The following is a 15,412-nucleotide window of genomic DNA, read 5'->3' on the forward strand; positions in this document are numbered from 1 at the left end:
TGTATTTGTGCTGGCCCCATGTCCCGTATCCTGAGCGCACGCATCACCCCATTCTGGCAGCGCATGCCGCGATTCTTCCTGTTTCCGCTGCAGGGTTGGTCGCTACTGGTGATTGGCGCGTTTGCGCTGGCGATGCTGCTGATCCCCTTGCTGCCCAACCTGATTGTGCTGCTGGGGGTGCTGACAGGGTTGGTGGTGTTTATCCGCTATGCCTTCGAGGTGCTGGAGCAGACGGCCATGGGTCGCCTCACTGTGGACCAGTTCGACATCACCAACGGCCATGGTGAAAAAGACCGGCCCTATCAGCTTGCAGGCATTCTGTTGCTGGATGGGCTGTTGAGCGGGCTGGCTTACAACTTTAACCCTTTTGTCGGCTTTATTGTCACCACCTTGCTGCAGGTGGCCCTACCCGCCAGCATGCTGATTCTGGCCATTAATGGTCGCTTTTCCCGCGCCATCCACCCGCGCGACCTGTGGTTTGTGGCCAACCGTATCGGCATGCCGTACTTGGGGCTGTGGGGTCTGCTGACCCTGCTGTCCTCCAGCTGCATGGCGGCTGCCAACCTGCTGAGCGGTATCCGCAGCCCGTGGCTGCTACTGGCACTGGCCACCTTTATCCTGCTGTATTTCACGCTGGTGATGTTCAACCTGATTGGCTATGTGGCGTATCAGTATCACCGCGAGCTGGGCATGGAAGTCGAGGTCAGCTTTGACGACGCACAGGATGGCAGCGCCCGCCAAGCCGCAGACGCCGCCGAGCAAAAGCGCGCGGCGATAGGCCAACTGGTCGCTTTGGGGGACTGGCCTGCCGCGCTGGACAAGGCCGCCGCACTGGTGGCGGAGCAGCCTGCACACACCGGCCATCGCTTGCGCTGGTTAAAGCTGCTGTGGCTGGCCCAGCCGAAGGAAGCGCCGCACGATATGCGGCCGGTGATGCGGCAATGGCTGGAGCAAGGTCAGGGTGCGGCTGCGATGGACCTGTTTCGCTTTGTCCGCCAGCTGCATGCCGACTGGCAGCCGGATGAAGTTGGCCAGGTGGTGCCGCTGGCGCAAGCGGCCTGGAACCAGAAAGAGCCGGAACTGGCCATGGGCTTACTGGCGCACTTTGACAAACGCCACCCCGCCCATCCGGATGTTCCGGCCAGCTTCTGGCTGGCGGCGCAGATTGCCAGCGAGCATTACCGCAAGGATGACCTGGCCCGCGCCTTCCTCACCACCCTGCTGCAGCGCTTTCCCTCCTCACCACTGTGCGAGGACGCGCGACGCTATCAGGCGGTGCTGGACAAGCTAAAGCCCGCCTGACCTCGCCTGCTCAGGTCAGCACGCTGACCTGCACCGCAGTGTCGTCCCCCGCCAGCGGCGACAGCTCAAACGTCACCGGCAGGAATTTCTCGATCACCTGCATATTGGTACGCAGGTGTTCCGAGGCCACACTGGCGACAAAAGCACCACCGCCCGCCAGCGCCATCGGCAAGATCAGCTGATCGGCCAGATGCTCATCGACCACACCACGGCCTTGCTGGTAGGCGAGCACCTCCCGCGCCAGCCGTTCGGCCACCCGCTCTGATGACACCCCTTTTTCACCGAGGGTCACAAACAGCGCCGTGATCTGCTCATGGCACAGCGCCACTTGCAGTACATTGCCCGCACCAAAACGGGCAGGCAGCTGGCGGCTATGGCAGTGCAAGGGCTGCTGCAGGCTGGTTAACGCCTGTGACAAGGCGCTCAGCTCACGCTGCGCCACCTCCAGCGGCACATCCGCCACCCGCGCCTCCAGCTCGACTTGCTGCAAAACACCGCGCTGCAACAGCTGCAAGCGCCCCTGCGGGCGGCCCGGTGTCACGAGTGCCCGCACCTCACCGCCGCCTGCCGGGTAGAAGCCGTGGCTGATCAGCTCGATCTCGGTCTGCACACCCAATTGCCGCATCAAGGGCAGCCAGCTGCGGATCAAGTAATCGGCAGGCGGTGCCATCGGATTATGGGTGCCCCCGCTCACCGTGATCCGGCTGTCTTCCGGGGCAAACCACAAGGCAGGCAGCACGGTTTGCAGCACCAGCGTACAGCTGCCCGCCGTACCAATGGCAAAACGATACTCCCCACCCTGCACCGGTCCCGGCTCAAAACGCAGTCGGGACGAACCCAGCTCGGCCCCCTGTACGGTCGCCCCACATACCTGCTGCGCCGCCTGCACCGCCGTAAGGTGCTGGCGCAGCAGGCCCGGCTTCTTGCGCCGGGCACGGATGCGCTCGATCACGAACGGGATGCCGGTAATCATCGACAGGCTCAGGGCGCTGCGCAGGATCTGGCCGCCACCTTCACCGGCGGCCCCATCCAGCGTCACACTCATGGTTTGATTCATTTCTTTTTTCCTGATCCTCAAGCCCCACCATGGGACATATCCCACTGCAGGACGGTTTCCTGTAATAACTGATCCAGCAGCAAACGGCTACCCTCCGGGCGACGCCAGTGGGGCTCGCCGTGCTCTGCACGCAGCAGCTCCTGCTCGATCATGCGCTGCATGCCCGGGCGTTGCGGCCCGGTCAGCGCTTCATCACCGGCCATTTTCAAAGCCAGCAGGTCGTTGATCTCCGCCAGCAGCTGCGGATCTTTCACCGTGGCCTGCACCAGAGAGGCAAAACGCATGGGGGGCAGCCCCAGGCCCATATCCAGCCAGCGTACCGCCAGCAGCGGGCGCAGCACGTACAGATACTTCTTGTAGCGCACCTGCTCGCCGCGCAGATAGCCGCGATAGTTTTTCCGCGCCATCGCCAGGTAGTGATAACGCACCTTGCTCAGTGCGGCAAACTGCGGCGCCAGCGCGCGCAAACGTGCCACCCAGGCCGACTGTTGCCGGTAAACCACCGGCGAGTCCAGCCACTCCAGCAAGGTCGGGTTGGAGCGGCGCAGCAGGTACAGTGCCTTGCGCAACTCCCAGCCGCTCACGTCCAGCTCGTCATCCAGCGGGCGTTCGATCACATCCCGCCCCAGTTCGACCTGCAGATACCACGGCAGCCGGTGTACGTACAGAAAACGCACATCGTAGTCACTGTCCGGCGAGGCAAAGCCCCAGGCCCGGCTACCTGACTCACAGGCAAACAACACCGTCACCTGATGCTCGGTCTCCAGCCGGCTCAATTCCGCCTCCACCCGTGTCCGCACAGCCTCTGCCACGGGATGGGCAAACAATACGTCCATCTTGCATCCTTACTGCGGGCGATTCCCGCTCCTGCGGCAACCGCCTGTCGCAGCGGCTTGCCCTATCCTTTCACACACACCACCTGGCGCAGGGTATGCACCACTTCCACCAGGTTGCGCTGGGCGTGCATCACGGCGTCGATGTCCTTGTAGGCCATCGGGATTTCGTCGATCACGTCCTCATCCTTACGGCATTCCACGTGGGCGGTCGCCTCGATCTGGTCCGCCACGGTAAAGCGCTTCTTGGCCTGGGTACGGCTCATGGTTCGACCCGCACCGTGGCTGCAAGAGCAGAAGGCTTCTTCGTTACCCAATCCGCGCACGATAAAGCTCTTGGCCCCCATCGAGCCCGGAATGATCCCCAGTTGCCCCTTCTGCGCCGATACCGCCCCTTTTCGCGTCACCAGAATCTCATTCCCGAAGTGGGTTTCTTTCTGCACATAGTTGTGGTGGCAATTCACCGCCTCCACTTCCGCACTGAAAGGCTTGGTAATGACCGCACGGGCGGCGGCAATCACGTTCTGCATCATCACCATACGGTTACGGCGCGCGTAATCCTGCGCCCACCCCACCGCTTCCACATAATCCTCAAAGTGCTGGCTACCCTCGGTGAAGTAGGCCAGATCGCGGTGCGGCAGGTTCACCATGTGCTGACGCATATCGGCCTGGGCCAGTTCGATGAACAGATTACCAATGGCATTCCCCACCCCGCGCGATCCGCTATGCAGCATGAACCACACCCGGTCAGCCTCATCCAGACACACTTCAATGAAGTGGTTACCGGTTCCCAGCGTTCCCAGATGCTTGTGGTTATTGGTGTTCTTCAAACGCGGATACTTTTCGGTGATCCGGCTGAAGCCCGGCAGCAAGGACGCCCACATGGCATCCACCGTCTCCGGCGGCGTATTCCAGGACCCCTTATCACGTGCTCCTGGCGTCCGGCCATGCGGCACCGCCTGTTCAATGGCGCTACGCAGTGGCCCCAGCTGCTCGGGCAGGTCGGACGCGGTCAGGCTGGTACGTACCGCCATCATCCCGCAACCGATATCCACCCCCACGGCGGCCGGGATAATGGCGCCCTGGGTCGGGATCACGCTACCGATGGTGGAACCCTTACCCAGGTGCACGTCCGGCATCACCGCCATATGGCGGAAGATGAACGGCATCTGTGCTGTCATTTGAAGCTGCTCACGCGCTTCCGGCTCCACCGGTACGCCAACCGTCCACATCTTCACCGGCTTGCCGTTGGCGACTTCCAGCAGTTGTACATCGTTTTGCATCGTCATGTTTTCTCTCTTCTTTGACATCAGGTGTCGGGCCTCCCGGCCCCACCCCCGCTGCCCGTCTGGCAGCGGGGGTCAACACGGTAACCACAGTGTGGTGGATGCCCATCTTATTGCAAAGCCCGTGCCAGCCTTGGCGTCAGCAGAAAGATATTCGTTTAAATCCATATAAATCAATGCACTACAAGCATCATCACATTGATCATTAAGATTTTCCCTGTTTACAAAACCTTATCAATGCTATCTTTATATATCGCTATTTATATATTTTTACCATCATGAAGCGCTTGGTGGTCATCGGTTTTCTGGGGACGGTGCTGGATAACGGCGGCAAGGGCAGCTCGCGCTGGGAACGCTGGAGGCCTACCGTCTCGCTGTGCCAGCACCCGGAGCTGCTGGTACACCGGATGGAGCTGCTGCACAGCACACGCGATCGTGGCTTGGCCTCGCGCCTGATCAACGACATCGCCACCGTTTCGCCGGAAACCGAGGTACGCCGCACGGAAATTAACCTGCGCGACCCGTGGGACTTTGAAGAGGTGTACACCACGCTACACGACTTCGCCCGCCACTATCCCTTCGACACCGAGCAGGAAGACTATCTGGTCCACATCACCACCGGCACCCACGTGGCTCAGATCTGCTGGTTCCTGCTCACCGAAGCCCGCTACCTGCCTGCACAACTGGTGCAGACTTCACCGCCCGGCAAGGCTGACGAGCTGCGTGGCGGCATGGCGGCATCCTCGCCGGGCAGATACAGCCTCATCGACCTCGATCTCAGCCGCTACAACCAGATCGCCAGCCGTTTCCAGCGCGAGCAGGCCGAGACGGTCTCTTTCCTCAAAGCTGGTATTGCCACCCGCAACGCCGCCTTCAACCGGGTGATCGAGCAACTGGAACGGGTAGCTGTGCGCTCCACCGCACCCATCCTGCTGATTGGCCCCACCGGCGCAGGCAAATCCTTTCTGGCGCGTCGGGTCTACGAGCTGAAGCGCAACCGCCACCAGCTGCAGGGGCGCTTTGTCGAGGTCAACTGCGCCACCCTGCGTGGGGACAGCGCCATGTCCACCCTGTTCGGCCATGTCAAAGGGGCCTTTACTGGTGCGCAGCAAGAACGCGCTGGCCTGCTGCGGGCCGCCGATGGCGGGCTGCTGTTTCTGGATGAGATTGGCGAACTGGGCCTGGACGAGCAGGCCATGCTGCTCAAGGCCATTGAGGAAAAGCGCTTCTTTCCGCTCGGCGGTGACCGCGAAGTGTCCAGTGATTTCCAGCTGATTGCCGGCACCCACCGCGACCTGCGCCAGCGGGTCGTCAACGGGCAATTCCGCGAGGACTTGTTCGCCCGCATCAATCTGTGGACCTGGCCACTGCCCGGCCTGCGTGACCGCCGCGAGGACATCGAACCCAACCTCGACTTTGAACTGGCACGTCTGGCCGATGAAACCGGGCATCAGGTGCGCTTCAACAGCGAAGCGCGCCAACACTACCTGCGCTTCGCCTGCAGCAGCGAGGCGCAGTGGCCGGGTAATTTCCGCGAGCTCTCCGCCTCCCTCACCCGCATGGCTACGCTCGCCGAATCCGGCCGCATCACCCTGGATGTGGTTGAAGATGAGCTGGCACGGCTACGCTTCATGTGGGGTGGTACACACGCGCAGGACCGCGCCCACGCCCTGCTGGGCGACGCGGCGGATCAGCTCGATCTGTTCGACCGGCTACAGCTGAACAGTGTGCTGGACATCTGCCAGCGTAGCCGCAGCCTGTCCGACGCCGGGAGGCAACTGTTCGCCCAGTCGCGCCAGGACAAAAAGAGCAGCAACGACGCCGACCGCCTGCGCAAATACCTGGCACGGTTTGACCTGCAGTGGGGGGATATGGCGGGAAAATGATATCGCCCGCCCTTCTTCACACAGGCACGCCTTCTTGGCCGGCACCGCATGCCCAAACCCACCCCAATATCATGCGTTGATACGCGCTTTCCCTAAAGGCAGCCAAAGCGCCTGAGGCTATCAGCAAGTCCCTGCATGTGAAAGCGACATGCCTGTATTGGGATGTGACGCCTCGCTTGTTACTGACCATGCCGTTTGCTTCCATGGCATGACCCGTGCCTGCCTGATTCTTGTGCAGCCTGTCCTCGCAACCTGACAGGCATCAGCCGACCTGCATGATGAGCTGGCGCAGGGTATGTGACGAAGCGTGCCTCAGACTACGCGTCACGCAACAAGATGGAATGGATCAAAAAGCCATCCAGGCTGCAGCTCCGCTGCAGCACATCTCCATGAGACGAGGAGCACCACAATTGAAGCTTCATCACCGCATCACCATGACAGGGTTCGCCTTGGCTGCGTTACTGGGGGTAACCCCTCTACAGGCCCAGACCGACAGCACCCGCTATGACATTGACGCGACCGTGGATTACAAAGCCGCCACCGTCACGGTCAAAGAGAACGTGCATTACACCAATCGCACCAAGCAACCACTCAGCACGGTGGCCTTCACCGTGGTGGCCGCTGCAGAGCCCTATCGCGCATTCAAACTGTCGGAAGCCCGTGTCAACGGCCAGACCAGCCGCGCTACCCTCGGCAAAGGCCAGCAGGATGGCGGGCTAGATGTCACGTTGCCCAAGGCCCTCAAGCCCGGCGAGAGCGTCGAGGTACAGCTCAACTATGCGCTGGCCCTGCAGGACAAGGTGGACCTGCGGCTGGGACGCAACCAGCACATCCTGCACCTTGGCAACTGGCTACCCACCGTCAAGCGCGCCACAGAGGCAGGCTGGCCGCAAGACCGCTACATTGATACGGGTGATGCCTTCTTCATGGAGGCCTCGGATTACCAGATCAAGCTCACCGTCAACCACACCTCAAGCGCATTGAAAGTGGCCAGCAGTGGCATGCAATCTGCGCGAACCGAGCAGGGCTCCAGTGTCAATCTGACCCTGCAAGGCAAGCGCATGCGCGAATTTGCCATCCTGATGTCAGAAGACTATCAGGTCAGCAGCCGCAAGCTCGGCCCTACCACGATCTTCTCTTACTACCTGCCCCAGCAGCAAGCCGAGGCAGAGGAAGTTCTCAAGACCACTGTCGATGCACTGGCGTGGGGCAACACCCATCTTGGCGCCTACCCCTACCCTACACTGACCATTGCCGAAGGCTGGGATCCGGAAGGGGGTGGGCAGGAATATTCCTCACTGTTTGTGATTGCCAGCGGGGACTACAGCCTCAAGGATCTGCAGTACTTCAAGTACCTGATCGCCCACGAAACCTACCACATGTGGTTTTACTGGCTGGTTGGTAATGACCAGATCAACGAAGCCTGGCTGGATGAATCACTGGCTACCTATATGGGCTACCAGTATGTCAAATCCATCATGCCGGGTCCGTTTCCTGCCATCTGGCAAAAGAAGGTGAAGGATTACTTCGAGGAAGGCCGCAAGCAATACGGTTACCTGCCGCTGAATTCGACCCTCTATGCCTATAAGGATGATGAGCACAGCTACTCCGTCCTCTACCGCCAGGGCGCGCTGTTCCACGACGCGCTAAAACAGCAAATGGGCGAGCAAGCCTACTACGCAGCGATCAAGCGCCATGTCGCAGCACAGTCTGGCCAGCTCTCACAAACCCTCCCCTTCCTCAGGCAGGTCATCCGTGACCTGCCCGGTACCCGCGCCAGCAAACAGGCGTTCATCCGCAAGTATTTCTCAGCCAAAGTCACCGAGGCTGCCTTCACTCCCTGAATCCGCCCCCCTCTGGCTGTGCACCCATACGGGTGCGCGGCCTGAGGGGTAGCACCTACAATGCAGCTCCCGCATGCCTATCCGCCGCGGTTGGATTTGCAGCGCTGGGTATCGCGTGGCGATGTTCCTACTGGCTTAAAACCGCGCAGAACTTCACGCACTCCCGGGACATCAACAGTTGCCGGAATCTGTCGAGTGGTGGCCTCACCATGGGGTCCACCTTGCTATACGTCACATCCAGGCTATTCAGCAAGCGCTTGCGCTGTCCAGGGCGCATCGCCCCCAGCACACTGGGACCGGCCTCCACCAAGGCCTCAGCCATCCTGTACTGGTTTGCCTTGCCAGGCAGGTCGGCTGTGGCTCCTAAAGCGAGTGTCAAGAGCGATACGTTGTCGTTACTTTGCTTATCGGCACGCGTCCAATCCTTGTCGGAAAGACTGTCAATCGAGCTGCGTCGCAATTCTGCATCATAGTAGTCCTGTTCCTTGGCAAGAAACCGCACAAGGTACGCGTTTAGCCTGCCCAATGGATCACTCAACTTGCGTACATTGGCCATGACATCCGGCTTGCCATTCGCCTGTACCGGTTTGAAGTGGAGAAGCAGCTCCCCCAACTCTGCCAGCTGTATTTGTCGTTCCCACAGCAGCAATGTCTCATCAGTCGTGCTACCAAACGCTTGCAGTTGCCGACGATCCGTCAGTACTTCCACTTTCTGGATCGCATCCGCTGTCAGCAACATCTCCGGCGAGTTAGCAGCTTCGGCGCGTCGCACCAGCGCCTTGTAGTCATTCACCAGTCGCTGAAAATCCTCATCGGCTGCGCGGGCAGCCAGCCCGCACAGCAAGCCCAGACACAGTACCCAGCCTCGCCATCCATGCATCGCACGCTCCCTGTTGTGATATGCCCGGTCATCATGACGGCCTCAAGCTGAACCGGACCACAACAGGAGACCATACCACGCACCCAGCTGAAGCAACCTTTGCTGCCCCAGCTCAAGCACAAGTGCACAACGGTGAGTGGCAGCCACTTTAAAGAAGCCGCAGCGATGTCGCCTAACGGCGTAAATGGAGCTGATGCGCTAGCACACCACTACACCCCACTGATTGGCAGCTTCAGGTAGTGGCGGCCATTGTCATCGGCTGGAGGCAGGTGTCCGGCGCGGATGTTGACTTGAATGGAAGGCAGCAGCAGATTGGGGGGCTGCAGGGTGGCGTCGCGGGCCTGGCGACGGGCGACAAAGGTGGCTTCGTCCACGCCGTTGCCAATGTGCAGGTTGTACTGCCGCTGTGCGGCCACCGTACTTTCCCACGCCGCAGCGCGATCAGTAGGCGGGTAGTCATGGCACATGAATAGCCGGGTGGTATCCGGCAAGGCCAGCAGTTTATGGATGGAGTGGTAGAGCTGGTGGGCGTCACCACCGGGGAAATCGCAGCGTGCGGTGCCGACATCCGGCATGAACAGGGTGTCACCCACGAATACGGCATCACCGATGCGGTAAGCGACATCTGCCGGGGTATGACCCGGCACCGCCAGCACCTCGACCTGCAGCCCGCCAGCAGCCAGGACTTCCCCATCCTGCAACAGGGCGTCGAAGGGGCTGCCGTCAGCGGGGAACGAAGCGCCCAGATTGAACACCGGCTTGAACAGCGCCTGGACGGTACGAATGTGCTCGCCAATCGCCACCTTGCCGCCAAAGCGCTGCTTCAGCCATTGCGCTGCAGAAAGGTGATCGGCATGGGCATGCGTTTCCAGAATCCAGACCAGTTGCAGGTGCTTTTGGCTCAAGAAATCAGCCACTGCTTGCACACTGTCGGTCCGGATGCGTGCGCCGGGCGGGTCAAAATCCAGCACCGGGTCGATCACCACCGCATGGCCGCCCGGCTGGTCGTACACCACATAGCTGATGGTGCCGGTTACCGCATCATGGAACGGCTCAATTCTAGGATTCATGGTAGTTTACTCCTTGTATATTGACTTTAATTATACATTTTTATATAATGTTTTAAAGTAAATTGTAAACACCATGGATATTGCCCTACTGCAGCATGCCGCACAGGAAGCCGGCCAACTGTTGCGAGCCCTCGCCAATGATGACCGCTTGCTACTGCTGTGCCAGCTTAGCCAAGGCGAACGCTCGGTCAGCGAACTGGAAGCCCTGACAGGGATCCGCCAGCCCACTTTGTCGCAACAGCTGGGCATCCTGCGGCAAAAGGGACTGGTACAGACTCGCCGCGAGGGTAAGCGCATCTACTATCAGGTGGTGGATGAAACTGCGCTGGCTATCCTGCAGCTGCTGTACCAGCGCTATTGCCCTGCCCCACAAGGAGACTCCACATGAGTATAGACTGGCCACACTTCACGCCGTGGAGCGCCTTGATGGGCGGGCTGTTGATTGGCCTGGCAGCCGCCATGCTGCTGCTGTCACTCGGTCGCATTGCAGGCATCAGCGGCATCATCGCCGGCCTGCTATTGCCTCAGCGTGGAGAATGGCCATGGCGGCTGGCGTTTACCGCCAGCTTGCTGATGTCACCGGTGCTTTGGCAACTGCACTCACCACTGCCCGTCATCACACTCGGCACCAGCAAGGCCATGCTGCTGATCGCCGGGCTCTTGGTGGGGGTGGGCACCCGCATGGGCTCTGGCTGCACCAGTGGCCATGCCGTATGTGGCTTGTCACGCCTCTCTCCCCGCTCGCTGGCAGCCACCCTCACCTTCATGGCTGCCGGTTTCCTGACAGCCTTTCTTCTGCGCCATCTGCTCTAGGAACATCACATGTTGCGACTGTTACTTGCAGCCCTGAGCGGCCTGATATTTGGCCTGGGTCTGATTCTGGCCGGCCTGGCCAATCCGGCCAAGGTGCTGGCCTTCCTGGATCTGGCCGGGCTTTGGGACCCTTCACTGATCCTGGTGATGATCAGCGCCATCGGTGTCTCCGCCGTGGGCTATCTGTGGGTGCGCCGTCGCGGACGTACGCTGCTGGGCGACCCCGCCCAGCTCCCCACGGCACGGCAGATTGATCGCCCTTTGCTGCTCGGTGCCGTACTGTTCGGCATAGGCTGGGGGCTGACCGGTATTTGTCCTGGCCCGGCTGTGGTATTGCTCGGCAGCGGTGCAAGCGACGCGCTGTGGTTTGTCGCCGCCATGCTGGCAGGCATGCTGCTGCATGATCTGTGGCGGCGTCGCGCATGAGTACTGCGCTGCTGCTGGGCCTGATGATCGGGGCCATCCTCGGCCTGACCGGGGCTGGCGGCGGCATCCTGGCGGTACCCGCCCTGATGGCCAGCATGGGCTGGAGCCTGCCACAGGCCGCCCCGATTGCTCTGATTGCGGTTGCCAGCGGTGCCAGTGTTGGCACCCTGGAGGGGTTGCGACAAGGTTTGGTGCGCTACCGCGCCGCCTTGCTGATGGCCGTGTGCGGTGCACCGTTCACCCCCGTAGGACAGCACTGGGCCAGCCTGCTGCCTGCCCGACTGCTAACCGGGCTGTTTGCAGCCATCATGCTGCTGGTGGCCCTGCGCATGATGCTGCGCCGCCAGCAAGATCACGCTGACGACCTGTGGCTGCCCGGTGTGGGCTGCATTCGTCAGGGTACGGGTCGCTTTGTCTGGACTGGGCCTACCGCCCTCATGCTGGGCTCCGTAGGTGCGCTGACTGGCTTTCTGTCTGGCTTGCTGGGGGTGGGCGGCGGCTTCATCATGGTGCCCCTGCTGCAACGCCTCACCGAGCTCTCGCTGCGCGGTGTCATTGCCACCTCCTTGATGGTGGTTGCCCTGATCAGCAGTAGCGGCGCGCTGGTGGCCTGGTGGCATGGCCGGGTTGAATGGACGCCGTTTGTGGCTGCATTTGCCGGAAGTGTCGTCATCGGCATGGTCGTTGGCCGCGTGTTGTCACGCTATCTGCCGATTCGCACCGTGCAGCTGTCCTTTGCCGGCGTACTGTTGCTGGTCGCCAGCCGCATGCTCTACCTCAGCCTGCACGGCTGACCCTTCCCCCTGTCACAAAAAAGCCCTTTTCAAGCTGCACAATTTGTTGCAATATCGTGCAACGCAACAAATTCAAGCAAACGCTTGAGCAAATCACTGCCCGTCATCCCTTGGGCAGTTACGCAAGCAACATGGCAAGACCGCAGCGCGTGTCACCCATGCGCCGCCGCCCGCCATGCGGAATTTCCTTTCATTTTCATCAAGTTGTATTAAACCCACGTTCACCACAACAGGTCGGTCGGACGGGTAACAGCAGCAGACGACTGTGTCATAGTGTGGTCTGTTCAAGGGGCAAGATGCAGTTGCGGTTCACTGCATCAGGCAGTGCCGGAGACAAAGGTAGCCGGCATCGGGTCAACACGCATGCAGAGGGGAATCATGCGCATCGGCATCATCAAGGAGACCGCGCTGTCCGAACCGCGGGTCGCCGCCACACCGGAAACGGTAAAGAAACTGGTGGCCGCCGGACAGCAACTGATCATCGAACGGGGCGCAGGCCGCGCTTCCAGCATTCTGGACGACGACTATGCCCAGGCGGGTGCCGAGCTGCTGGACGACAGCAGCAGCGTGCTGCGTCAGGCGCAGATCCTGCTCAAGGTGCAAGCACCGAGCGCGGATGAGCTAGCTCAGCTCAATCCGGGCTGCGCCGTTCTCAGCATCGTGCATCCGCACAAGAACCCCTTGTTGCCGGACTACGCCCGGGCTGGGCTCTCGGTGCTGGCCATGGAGCTGATGCCACGCATTACCCGCGCACAAAGCATGGACGTGCTGTCCAGCCAGGCCAATATTGCCGGTTATCGCGCAGTGCTGCTGGCCAGCCAGTATTACGGTCGCTTCATCCCGATGTTGATGACCGCTGCCGGTACGGTCAAGGCCGCCCGTGTGCTGGTACTTGGTGCCGGGGTGGCTGGCCTGCAGGCCATCGCCACCGCCAAGCGGCTGGGCGCTGTGGTGGAAGCGTTTGACGTGCGCCGCGCCGCCAAGGAGCAGGTGGAATCCCTTGGCGCACGCTTTGTGGAAGTACCGGTGGAAGAATCCGGCGATGCCGCCGGTGGCTATGCCCGCGAGATGTCCGACGAATACAAGGCGCGGCAGGCCGAACTGATCCACGAGCGCGCCTGCCAGGCAGATATGGTAATCAGCACGGCATTGATTCCGGGGCGCCCGGCGCCGGTGCTGATCAAAGCCGCGACCGTCGCCGCCATGAAGTCCGGCGCGGTGCTGGTCGATCTGGCGGCTGAGAGCGGCGGCAATATCGAGGGCACAGTCGACGGCGAGGTGGTGACCACCGAGCGCGGCGTCACCCTGATCGGCACCCGCAACATTGCCGGTCTGGTGGCGGCGGACGCTTCGGCGCTGTACGCCCGCAACCTGCTCAATTTCCTGCTGCCGATGCTGGACAAGGAGCACGGTCTGCAACTCAACCCTGATGATGAACTGGTCAAGGCCACTCTGGTGGTCGCCGACGGGCAGGTGCGGTTTGGCCAGCCTGCTGCCCAATAAAGGAGCTGACATGGATCCGCTGATTGTCAATCTGACCATCTTCGTGCTGGCTGTGTTTGTCGGCTACCACGTGGTCTGGAATGTGACCCCCGCCCTGCATACGCCGCTGATGGCGGTGACCAATGCCATTTCCGGCATCATCGTGGTCGGGGCCTTGCTGCAGGTGGTGGACATCAATGGTGAGCAACTCACCGTGACCTCGGTGCTGGGGGCGCTGGCAGTGCTGCTGGCCTCCATCAATATCTTCGGGGGCTTCATGGTCACCCAGCGCATGCTGGACATGTTCAAGAAGAAAGACCGCAAAAAGCAGGGGGGGGCATGATGCAGAACCTGATTGCACTGGCCTATCTGGCCGCGTCCATCCTGTTCATTCTGGCCCTGAAGGGTCTGGCTTCACCGGACTCGGCCCGGCGTGGCAATGTCTATGGCGTGCTGGGCATGCTGATTGCGGTGGTTGCCACCCTGCTGCTGATGCACAAGCCGGTGTGGGCCTTGCTGGCGGGTGCCATGCTGGTGGGCGCGACCGTTGGCGGCACGCTGGCCAAGCGGGTGCAGATGACGCAAATGCCCGAGCTGGTGGCTGCCATGCACTCACTGGTGGGTCTGGCCGCCGTGCTGATTGCGGTGGCTGCCATTTACCATACCGGCGAGCACCATACCCCGGCACAGCGGGTGGAGCTGTTCATCGGCGCCTTCATCGGGGCGATTACCTTTACCGCTTCGGTGGTGGCCTATGGCAAGCTGTCCGGCCGCTTCGGTGCCAAACCGCTGGCATTTGGTGGCCAGCATCTGCTCAACCTGTTGTTGGCGCTGGGCATGGTGGGCTTTGGCGTGGTGTATTTTACCAGCGAAAGCCAGGCCGCCTTCCTGATGATGCTGGCGATTGCGCTGGTGCTGGGCGTGCTGCTGATCGTGCCGATCGGCGGTGCCGACATGCCGGTGGTGGTGTCAATGCTGAACAGCTACTCCGGCTGGGCTGCAGCCGGTATCGGCTTCACGCTGGGTAACCCGGTGCTGATCATTGCCGGTGCCTGCGTCGGCTCCAGCGGGGCGATCCTGTCCTACATCATGTGCAGGGCGATGAACCGCTCCATCCTCTCGGTGCTGCTTGGCGGCTTTGGCGCCGAAGCTGCGGCAGGACCTGCAGGTAACAGCGGGCCGAAGAACTACAAGTCCGGCAGCGCCGACGACGCCCTGTTCCTGATGAAGAATGCCGACAGCGTGGTGATCGTGCCGGGCTATGGTCTGGCAGTGGCACGCGCCCAGCACGCACTGCAGGAGCTGGCGGAGAAGCTGATGCATGATGGGGTCAATGTCCGCTACGCCATCCACCCGGTAGCGGGCCGCATGCCCGGCCACATGAACGTGCTGCTGGCCGAAGCCGAAGTACCCTACGAGCAGGTGCTGGAAATGGAGGAGATCAACAACGACTTCTCCAGTACCGATGTGGTGCTGGTGATCGGCGCCAACGACGTGGTCAACCCGGCGGCCAAGACCGATCCGGCCAGTCCGATCTACGGCATGCCGATTCTGGAAGCGCACAAAGCCCGTACCATTCTGGTGGTGAAGCGTTCCATGGCAGCAGGCTACGCCGGGCTCGACAATGACCTGTTCTACCTCGACAAGAGCATGATGGTGTTTGGCGACGCCAAGAAGGTGGTCGAAGACATGGTCAAGGCCTACGGCTGATACTCGCCTGGCCACCCTCGCCAGCGTGT

At 61.3% G+C, this 15,412-nt stretch carries 15 protein-coding genes; 10 read left to right on the forward strand and 5 right to left on the reverse strand.

The features are described from left to right. The first annotated feature begins 18 nt into the window (after positions 1-18). The gene (locus HF682_RS08245; RefSeq protein WP_168876698.1) at positions 19-1,302 is read left to right on the forward strand and encodes a tetratricopeptide repeat protein; all 1,284 of its coding nucleotides are present in this window, start codon (positions 19-21) and stop codon (positions 1,300-1,302) included. 10 nt (positions 1,303-1,312) lie between these two features. Here HF682_RS08245 and rtcA read toward each other — a convergent pair whose 3' ends face one another. From rtcA to HF682_RS08260, 3 genes are all read right to left on the reverse strand, one after another. Next, on the reverse strand, positions 1,313-2,359 hold the full coding sequence (rtcA, locus tag HF682_RS08250; RefSeq protein ID WP_168876699.1) for an RNA 3'-terminal phosphate cyclase: 1,047 nt from the start codon (positions 2,357-2,359) through the stop codon (positions 1,313-1,315). 17 nt (positions 2,360-2,376) lie between these two features. Further along, complete coding sequence (locus HF682_RS08255; protein ID WP_168876700.1) at positions 2,377-3,195, reverse strand: nucleotidyltransferase domain-containing protein; 819 nt, start codon at positions 3,193-3,195, stop codon at positions 2,377-2,379. A gap of 62 nt (positions 3,196-3,257) precedes the next feature. Next, positions 3,258-4,481, reverse strand: coding sequence for an RtcB family protein (locus HF682_RS08260; RefSeq protein ID WP_205881941.1), 1,224 nt, complete (start codon positions 4,479-4,481; stop codon positions 3,258-3,260). A 275-nt stretch (positions 4,482-4,756) separates the two neighbouring features. On the opposite strand from HF682_RS08260, the gene rtcR reads away from it, so the two are divergent. Both rtcR and HF682_RS08270 read left to right on the forward strand, forming a co-directional pair. Then, positions 4,757-6,364: an RNA repair transcriptional activator RtcR gene (gene rtcR, locus HF682_RS08265; RefSeq protein WP_168876701.1), complete on the forward strand. Its 1,608-nt coding sequence runs from the start codon at positions 4,757-4,759 to the stop codon at positions 6,362-6,364. 410 nt (positions 6,365-6,774) lie between these two features. Next, positions 6,775-8,208 (forward strand): M1 family aminopeptidase, encoded by a 1,434-nt coding sequence (locus tag HF682_RS08270; RefSeq protein WP_168876702.1) that lies wholly within the window; start codon positions 6,775-6,777, stop codon positions 8,206-8,208. 127 nt (positions 8,209-8,335) lie between these two features. On the opposite strand, the gene HF682_RS08275 is transcribed toward HF682_RS08270, so the two are convergent. Then, complete coding sequence (locus HF682_RS08275; RefSeq protein WP_168876703.1) at positions 8,336-9,088, reverse strand: hypothetical protein; 753 nt, start codon at positions 9,086-9,088, stop codon at positions 8,336-8,338. Between the two features lie 209 nt (positions 9,089-9,297). Beyond that, positions 9,298-10,158 (reverse strand): MBL fold metallo-hydrolase, encoded by an 861-nt coding sequence (locus HF682_RS08280; RefSeq protein ID WP_168876704.1) that lies wholly within the window; start codon positions 10,156-10,158, stop codon positions 9,298-9,300. A gap of 73 nt (positions 10,159-10,231) precedes the next feature. On the opposite strand from HF682_RS08280, the gene HF682_RS08285 reads away from it, so the two are divergent. The 7 genes from HF682_RS08285 to HF682_RS08315 all read left to right on the forward strand — a co-directional run bounded on the left by HF682_RS08285 (position 10,232) and on the right by HF682_RS08315 (position 15,383). Continuing rightward, positions 10,232-10,546: an ArsR/SmtB family transcription factor gene (locus tag HF682_RS08285; protein WP_168876705.1), complete on the forward strand. Its 315-nt coding sequence runs from the start codon at positions 10,232-10,234 to the stop codon at positions 10,544-10,546. Then, complete coding sequence (locus HF682_RS08290; RefSeq protein ID WP_168876706.1) at positions 10,543-10,971, forward strand: YeeE/YedE family protein; 429 nt, start codon at positions 10,543-10,545, stop codon at positions 10,969-10,971. Before HF682_RS08285 ends, HF682_RS08290 begins: the two co-directional genes overlap by 4 nt. 9 nt (positions 10,972-10,980) lie before the next feature. After that, entirely contained in the window at positions 10,981-11,397 is a 417-nt protein-coding gene (locus HF682_RS08295) for a DUF6691 family protein (protein ID WP_168876707.1), read from the forward strand. Continuing rightward, positions 11,394-12,191 carry a sulfite exporter TauE/SafE family protein gene (locus HF682_RS08300; RefSeq protein WP_168876708.1) on the forward strand — a complete coding sequence of 266 codons (798 nt, stop codon included), beginning with the start codon at positions 11,394-11,396 and terminating at the stop codon, positions 12,189-12,191. The genes HF682_RS08295 and HF682_RS08300 overlap by 4 nt, the downstream gene beginning before the upstream one ends. A 378-nt stretch (positions 12,192-12,569) precedes the next feature. Continuing rightward, positions 12,570-13,694, forward strand: a complete 1,125-nt coding sequence (locus HF682_RS08305) for a Re/Si-specific NAD(P)(+) transhydrogenase subunit alpha (protein ID WP_168876709.1) — start codon at positions 12,570-12,572, stop codon at positions 13,692-13,694. Between the two features lie 10 nt (positions 13,695-13,704). Further along, positions 13,705-14,016, forward strand: coding sequence for a proton-translocating transhydrogenase family protein (locus HF682_RS08310; protein ID WP_168876710.1), 312 nt, complete (start codon positions 13,705-13,707; stop codon positions 14,014-14,016). After that, positions 14,013-15,383, forward strand: coding sequence for an NAD(P)(+) transhydrogenase (Re/Si-specific) subunit beta (locus HF682_RS08315; protein WP_205881942.1), 1,371 nt, complete (start codon positions 14,013-14,015; stop codon positions 15,381-15,383). Before HF682_RS08310 ends, HF682_RS08315 begins: the two co-directional genes overlap by 4 nt. Positions 15,384-15,412 lie beyond the last annotated feature (29 nt).

It is taken from the genome of Leeia aquatica (assembly GCF_012641365.1).
GTDB lineage: Bacteria > Pseudomonadota > Gammaproteobacteria > Burkholderiales > Leeiaceae > Leeia > Leeia aquatica.